The organism is Vibrio sp. V39_P1S14PM300 (genome assembly GCF_009904765.1).
GTDB classification, from domain to species: domain Bacteria; phylum Pseudomonadota; class Gammaproteobacteria; order Enterobacterales; family Vibrionaceae; genus Vibrio; species Vibrio proteolyticus.
In genome coordinates this window covers 1-6,085 of record NZ_WXWP01000181.1, presented here as the reverse complement: position 1 = coordinate 6,085, position 6,085 = coordinate 1, and the positions used below count along the sequence as shown (strand labels likewise).

The following is a 6,085-nucleotide window of genomic DNA, read 5'->3' as shown; positions in this document are numbered from 1 at the left end:
GTTAGAGTATTGGCAGGCAGTATAATTCTAATTTCATTACTGTTAACCGCTTTGTTCATCCTGGCTTTGTATGGTCAACGACATTTATTGGCCTGAACCTAATTCAAAGTTCATTCACGGAACTATGTCCGGCAGCGGCAATTTTGAGAAAACTGGGACGGCACGAAAGCGTCAACCAAATTAAGCGGAGTGAGAATATGACAAAAATAGTGATCGTTGGTGGCGTGGCAGGCGGTGCCTCCGCGGCAGCTCGTGCTCGCAGACTGAGTGAAGACGCAACCATCATCATGTTTGAACGGGGGCCGTTCGTTTCTTTCGCCAACTGTGGTCTGCCCTACCACATTGGTGGTGACATCAAGGAACGCAGTAACCTCCTCCTTCAGACACCAGAAAGCTTCAAGGCGAGATTCAACGTCGATGTACGTGTCATGAACGAAGTAACCCACATAGACCGCAACGCCAAAAAGGTCACGATCAAAAACCTCGTTGATGGCAACGAATATACCGAAAGCTACGACTTTTTGCTGCTCAGCCCGGGGGCAGATCCGATCGTTCCACCGATCCCAGGTTTGAGCAACCCATTGACGCATTCACTGCGTAATATTCCTGATATGGACAAAGTCCTCCGGACACTACAAATGAACAAGCCTGAACACGCCACTGTTGTCGGCGGTGGTTTCATTGGCCTGGAAATGATGGAGGCATTCCACCAACTCGGTATCAAAACGACCTTAATAGAGATGGCTGACCAGGTTATGACTCCCGTCGACCGGGAGATGGCAGGTCTGGTACACGAAGAGATCCGAAGCAAGGGCATCGATCTTCGTCTTGGCGTCGCTTTAGAGTCTGTTGAGTACCAACTTAACCCCTCGATGGCCAGTCAGGACTCCGGAGAGAGCGATGAGCACCAACACATTGAAGGCGAGTTGACGCTGTCCCTCAACAATGGTGACACATTGGTGACTGACATTCTCATCATGGCAATTGGCGTACGTCCCGAAACCACGTTGGCAAGCCAGGCGGGTTTACAACTCGGTGAACTTGGCGGTATTGCCACGAATGCAGCCATGCAAACCAGCGATCCCTTCATATACGCTGTTGGCGATGCCGTTGAGGAAGCTGATTTCATCACGGGTAAACCGACCTTAGTGCCTCTTGCAGGGCCAGCGAACCGACAAGGACGTATGGCCGCAGACAACATGCTGGGTCGGAGTGAGTCTTATCAGGGAACACAAGGCACGGCAATCTGTAAAGTCTTTGATCTGGCCGTGGCCTCCACCGGTAAAAACGAAAAACAACTTCAGCGAGAAAACCTTGTGTACGAGAAAGTCTACGTACATACCGCCAGCCACGCCAGTTACTACCCTGGCGCTGAAGTGGTGTCATTTAAGCTCTTGTTTGACCCTGTTTCCGGCCGGATTTTCGGCGCACAAGCTGTTGGAAAGGACGGTGTCGACAAGCGTATTGATGTCATGGCGGTGGCGCAGCGTGCTGGTATGACCGTTGAACAACTTCAACATCTGGAACTGACCTATGCACCGCCCTATGGCAGCGCCAAAGACGTCATCAACCAGGCGGCGTTCGTTGCCAGCAATATCATGAAGGGTGATGCCAAAGCCATTCACTACCACGATATGGATCAACTCGGTGACGAGCAGATCATTCTGGATGTGCGTAATCCGGGTGAACGCGACAACAATAACCACATCGCCGGGGACATCAATATTCCGGTCGATCAATTAAGGGATCGCTTGAATGAACTGCCCAAAGACAAAGAAATCATTATTTACTGTCAGGTTGGATTACGCGGTAATGTTGCTTATCGTCAGTTAGTAAACAATGGTTTCCGCGCCAGAAACCTGTTAGGCGGTTACCGCACTTACAAGTTCTCACAAGCTTGATAGAACGAAGAGGGAGAGCTTATGCTCTCCCTCTCTGTGCTAACCATTTTGTGGCAGTAACAATGACGCATGCGCTGCGACAACTCTTAACATGTTGTTCTCCCTCGCCCATACACGAGTAAAAACAAACTCACCACTTGCTTCCTGTCCTTCATAACGACCTTCAATGGCCGCATTGGTCTGCACGATTGCTGAATCAGCTAACAGTATGATCTGCATTTCTGACAGCTCGATCACGCCTAGTTTCAGTTGCCCGGCCTGATGCATTGCAATATCCGCCGCTTTGCCTATGCGCTGACCAAGGTGATTGACGAATATCAGCGAGTCTGACAGTAAATCGGATAACGTCATCACGTCCGATTCCAACATTGCTCGTTTCAGCCTCAGCTCACTATCCTCAATGTCTTTACGTTGCATCTCGACCCCCTCGTGCATTCGTTTAATCCAATACCGGGCGGAAGAAGCTGCGCTCATAGCTAATAATGCAGTCGGTTTCTTCAGCAAACGCAAACGCGGCCTTACACGCATCATCCTGAAAAGAGTCGGAGCGGTACTTATCATAAGCACTCAACGACTCAAACGTGAATAAAGCCAGCGCCACATTACTCACCCCTTCTGATGGCAGAAAATATCCGTGATGCTGTCCGCCAAACTTTTCGACCAACGGAATCCACATTTTGGCATATTGTTCAAACAGATCGACTTTCTTGGGATCAATAACGTATCGCAAATAACAGGTGATCATAGAGTTCTCCTTACTCTTATCGTGTTGAAGTAGGTAACGTGCCCCGCTTCATCTGGCGTCCGGCAGACTCCCATAAATAAACGGACTCAGATCAATGTCTTCCAGCTCACAAACCGCCTTGATGGTCGGGTGTTCGCATAAGCGCCTGAGGTAAGACGCCAGATGGGGAAACGTCAGCGGCGAGCGTGCCACGGGTAATGACCATTCCGCCAGCATAAACAAAAAGAAATCACATGCACTGATTCGCTCGCCAAGCAGGTATTCGTGATCTGCGAGTTGTTGATCGAGCAACGCGAGTGCTTCCGCGATTCGTTCGTCCTGCGCCGCCACCACATGAGGAATAGTACTGTCATCCGTAGTGTGGCGGTGTGGGTAATAACGAACCATCAGCTCAGCCTGTAAAGTGTTGTTTAAATAAGCTAACCACTGAAAAAACATCGGCCGAAGAGGATCACCTAATGGCGGGATCAATCCATATTGAGGGTGAGACTCACACAAATGAATACAGATCGCAGGGCTTTCAAAAATGGCCTGTCCATTGTCCACCAATGTCGGTATACGCCCAGCAGGATTGAGTTTACGATACTCCGGCGACTTTTGTGAATTCGTCTGTTTATCAACCAGTAACAGCGTGTAGTCAAGCTGCATCTCGTGCAGTAAAAAGTGCGGTGCCAAGCTGGCGTTGTTCGGATAATAATAGAGTTGATACATGGTGATTCCTTTCTATGCCGTAGATTAAGCTTGTTGGTGAATAAATTCCTGCGCCATTTTGGGGCTGGTCAGACGAACAAAGCGAATGTGTTCAAACTGCGGATCCTGACTCATTGCCTGATACCGCTCTCGGTTACGATGAAAGTGCTTAATGCTCCACCACACGACAGACTCTTTGCTAAAAAACGACTTCCTGAATGTTTCCACGTTGCCTGTTCCAGGCCAGATCTCCTTGCGGGTAGCCGAACGTACCAACGCCCTTGTGACTGCCTGATACACCGTTCGTGAAAATGAATAATCAATCCATATTACCGTATCCACGTTAGACCACTTGATCGGTACCGTGCGGTTGTAATTCCCATCCAATACCCAGCAGTCCCTTTCAAGACGCTGGATTAAAGCGGCGAAAAATTCGTCATCACTGGACTCCTGCCAATTTGCTTTCCAGAACAAAGCATCCATCTCCACATGCGGGTAACGCAGTTTATCCGCCAACTGACGACTAAATGTCGACTTACCACTACCACTTGTGCCAACGACATTAATCTTTTGCATTTTAGCGTCCCCGTAACGCAATTCGGCCTTTCCAAATACCCAGTGTTATGTGTCCACTTGGCGTTATTCACCTGCGACGCAGATGTCGTTTTATTCCTATTGGGTCACATCACTGGTAAGCAACCCGTACAATGCGGAATCAGAGATAACGCCGTCGATCTCCCAACGTTGGCGTAACATCCCTTCCTGCACAAAACCCAGTTTTTCCAATGCATTGGCAGAAGAGGTATTCAACGGATCAATTTCCGCTTCGATTCTGCGCAATGACAACTGGCCAAACCCGTATTCAATCAAAGCATTCGCGGCTTCGCGCACGTAGCCTTGCCCCCAATTCGCCTTTCCTAAGCCAAAACCAATCTCAGCACGGCGGGAATGTGCACTGTAACTGAACAACATGCACTTACCGACAAGCTGTTCGTTGCTTTTCAGGTACATACCCAGAGTTAACGACTCCCCACTTACCATGGCGCTGTGGCTGGCTTGAATAAACGCTTTTGAATCATCAATTGTTTGCCAGGGAGGCGAATTCCAGTATCGCATGACTTCATCATCGGAAAAGATAGCAAACAAAGGCTCTGCATCCCCCATATCCAGTGGACGTAACACCAGACGCTCTGTTTCCAAACTTGGAAAAAACAATTCTTTCTTACTCATTCGTTCCTCTTTCGTTGATTAATTCGTGTCTGCTTTTTGTCTGACGGCCGTTCTAAGCCTGACACGTTTGATTACAGCACTCGCGACTCGCTCTCCCAGTACAGAAACCGACAGACCCAGCAGTATCAGTGCACCCGCAATCACCTCCAGTCCGCTCATTTTTTCGTTGAGTAAAAGCGATGAAGCGGCGACACCAACAATAGGGATAAGCAAAGCAAACGGTGTCACAAGCGCGGCCGAATGGTGTCTCAGCAACCATCCCCACAGAGCAAACGCAATCAAAGTCGAAACATACCCGACATAAGCCAACGACCACCATGACTGACTGGTTGTTGCCATCAAGACGCGAAGCGGCTCTTGAGTTTCAAACATATAGGAAACGACAAACAAAGGTAGCGGCGGGATGAGACTCACCCAGACCATAAAATGCAGCAGATTCACTCCCGCCATACGTTTCATGATTAGATTAGAGAAAGCCCAAAACAACGCAGCACACAAAATTAGTGTCACCCCCAGTAACGTAGCACTGCCATTGGCGGTGAAAAAGAACAGGCTAAAGCCCGTCGTGGCTAGGCACATTCCCGATATCTGAAATCGGCTGATGCTCTCTTTAAACATCAACACGCTCAGCAAAACCGTAAACAGAACTTGTGCTTGCAGCAACAGCGAAGAGATACCTGCTGAAGCGTCTGTTTTCATGGCAACAAACAAAAAACTGAACTTCAGGATACCAAGAAAGAGCCCAACGCCGATCACATTCCACATCGACGTTTTGGGGAACGGAACCAGAAAAACCGCAGGAATTGCAACAACCAGAAACCTTAACCCAGAGAACAAGATCGGCGGGAGTTCGTTCAAGCCAAATTTGATGACGGAGAAATTCACGCCCCAAATCAGCACCACTAAACAAGCGCAGGCAATACTTTTGACATCCATTTCAGCTCTACTTAGACGGTCCCATTCCCCGGCAACCGTTCACCATCATCTACTGTATTATTCAGGAAGCACCTTACCTGATTAGCTAAAACGTTGAAGCTCTTGTTGAAGTTGCTTCAACTCCTGGCGCTTTTCTTCAATCTTACGCTTGTATTTGCTGACCTTATCGAGTTTTCCCTTGGCTTTAGCATCTTCAAGATCGGCTTGGTACTCGGCGATGTCGCGGTTAAGCTCGTCAATCTCGTTAGTCAGCTCTTGTTGCAGTTGATCGTCGCTACAATGTGTTTTTGCCTCTTTCAACGCTTTATTTAGCCCGGAAAGTTTAAACGGATTCCCCTCGTCCTTGGCGATCTGGATCTGGCTTTCAATTTCGCAAAATTTCCGCTCACAACCGGACAGATCCTGACAATCATTGGCGAATGCCTGTCCTCCTATCACGAAGCTCAACAGGCCAACAGGTACACGAATAACAGATTTTAAACGTAACAATTTCACAGACATATCTCCCAGTTTATTCCTATAATGCAAGGCTACCCCTGCCCGGGTTCACGAGCAAGCATTGAGCGGATATTGATACCCAATC

Annotated in this window: 8 protein-coding genes; 1 reads left to right on the top strand and 7 read right to left on the bottom strand. The window is 48.6% G+C overall.

Annotation, left to right across the window (positions count from 1 at the left end; translation table 11 throughout):
- The first annotated feature begins 197 nt into the window (after positions 1-197).
- Entirely contained in the window at positions 198-1,901 is a 1,704-nt protein-coding gene (locus CAG65_RS09250) for an FAD-dependent oxidoreductase (protein ID WP_161453439.1), read from the top strand.
- 39 nt (positions 1,902-1,940) lie between these two features.
- On the opposite strand, the gene CAG65_RS09245 is transcribed toward CAG65_RS09250, so the two are convergent.
- The 7 genes from CAG65_RS09245 to CAG65_RS09215 form a co-directional block, all read right to left on the bottom strand.
- Positions 1,941-2,318, bottom strand: a complete 378-nt coding sequence (locus CAG65_RS09245) for a nuclear transport factor 2 family protein (protein ID WP_161453438.1) — start codon at positions 2,316-2,318, stop codon at positions 1,941-1,943.
- A gap of 22 nt (positions 2,319-2,340) precedes the next feature.
- The gene (locus tag CAG65_RS09240) at positions 2,341-2,646 is read right to left on the bottom strand and encodes an NIPSNAP family protein (RefSeq protein ID WP_021705348.1); all 306 of its coding nucleotides are present in this window, start codon (positions 2,644-2,646) and stop codon (positions 2,341-2,343) included.
- A gap of 48 nt (positions 2,647-2,694) precedes the next feature.
- Positions 2,695-3,357, bottom strand: a complete 663-nt coding sequence (locus tag CAG65_RS09235) for a glutathione S-transferase family protein (protein ID WP_021705349.1) — start codon at positions 3,355-3,357, stop codon at positions 2,695-2,697.
- A 24-nt stretch (positions 3,358-3,381) separates the two neighbouring features.
- Positions 3,382-3,912, bottom strand: a complete 531-nt coding sequence (locus tag CAG65_RS09230; RefSeq protein ID WP_040902568.1) for a shikimate kinase — start codon at positions 3,910-3,912, stop codon at positions 3,382-3,384.
- 96 nt (positions 3,913-4,008) lie between these two features.
- A complete protein-coding gene (locus CAG65_RS09225) occupies positions 4,009-4,566 on the bottom strand; it encodes a GNAT family N-acetyltransferase (protein WP_161453437.1) in 558 nt (185 codons plus the stop codon).
- Between the two features lie 18 nt (positions 4,567-4,584).
- Complete coding sequence (locus CAG65_RS09220) at positions 4,585-5,502, bottom strand: EamA family transporter (RefSeq protein ID WP_161453436.1); 918 nt, start codon at positions 5,500-5,502, stop codon at positions 4,585-4,587.
- Between the two features lie 81 nt (positions 5,503-5,583).
- Positions 5,584-5,997, bottom strand: coding sequence for a DUF1090 domain-containing protein (locus CAG65_RS09215; protein ID WP_337247550.1), 414 nt, complete (start codon positions 5,995-5,997; stop codon positions 5,584-5,586).
- Between the last annotated feature and the right edge of the window lie 88 nt (positions 5,998-6,085).

Bases quoted from the DNA above. Each gene is read 5' to 3' on its own strand.
- CAG65_RS09240 (WP_021705348.1), bottom strand. From the start codon at position 2,646: ATGATCACCTGTTATTTGCGATACGTTATTGATCCCAAGAAAGTCGAT.
- CAG65_RS09235 (WP_021705349.1), bottom strand. From the start codon at position 3,357: ATGTATCAACTCTATTATTATCCGAACAACGCCAGCTTGGCACCGCAC.
- CAG65_RS09245 (WP_161453438.1), bottom strand. From the start codon at position 2,318: ATGCAACGTAAAGACATTGAGGATAGTGAGCTGAGGCTGAAACGAGCA.
- CAG65_RS09250 (WP_161453439.1), top strand. From the start codon at position 198: ATGACAAAAATAGTGATCGTTGGTGGCGTGGCAGGCGGTGCCTCCGCG.
- CAG65_RS09225 (WP_161453437.1), bottom strand. From the start codon at position 4,566: ATGAGTAAGAAAGAATTGTTTTTTCCAAGTTTGGAAACAGAGCGTCTG.
- CAG65_RS09230 (WP_040902568.1), bottom strand. From the start codon at position 3,912: ATGCAAAAGATTAATGTCGTTGGCACAAGTGGTAGTGGTAAGTCGACA.
- CAG65_RS09220 (WP_161453436.1), bottom strand. From the start codon at position 5,502: ATGGATGTCAAAAGTATTGCCTGCGCTTGTTTAGTGGTGCTGATTTGG.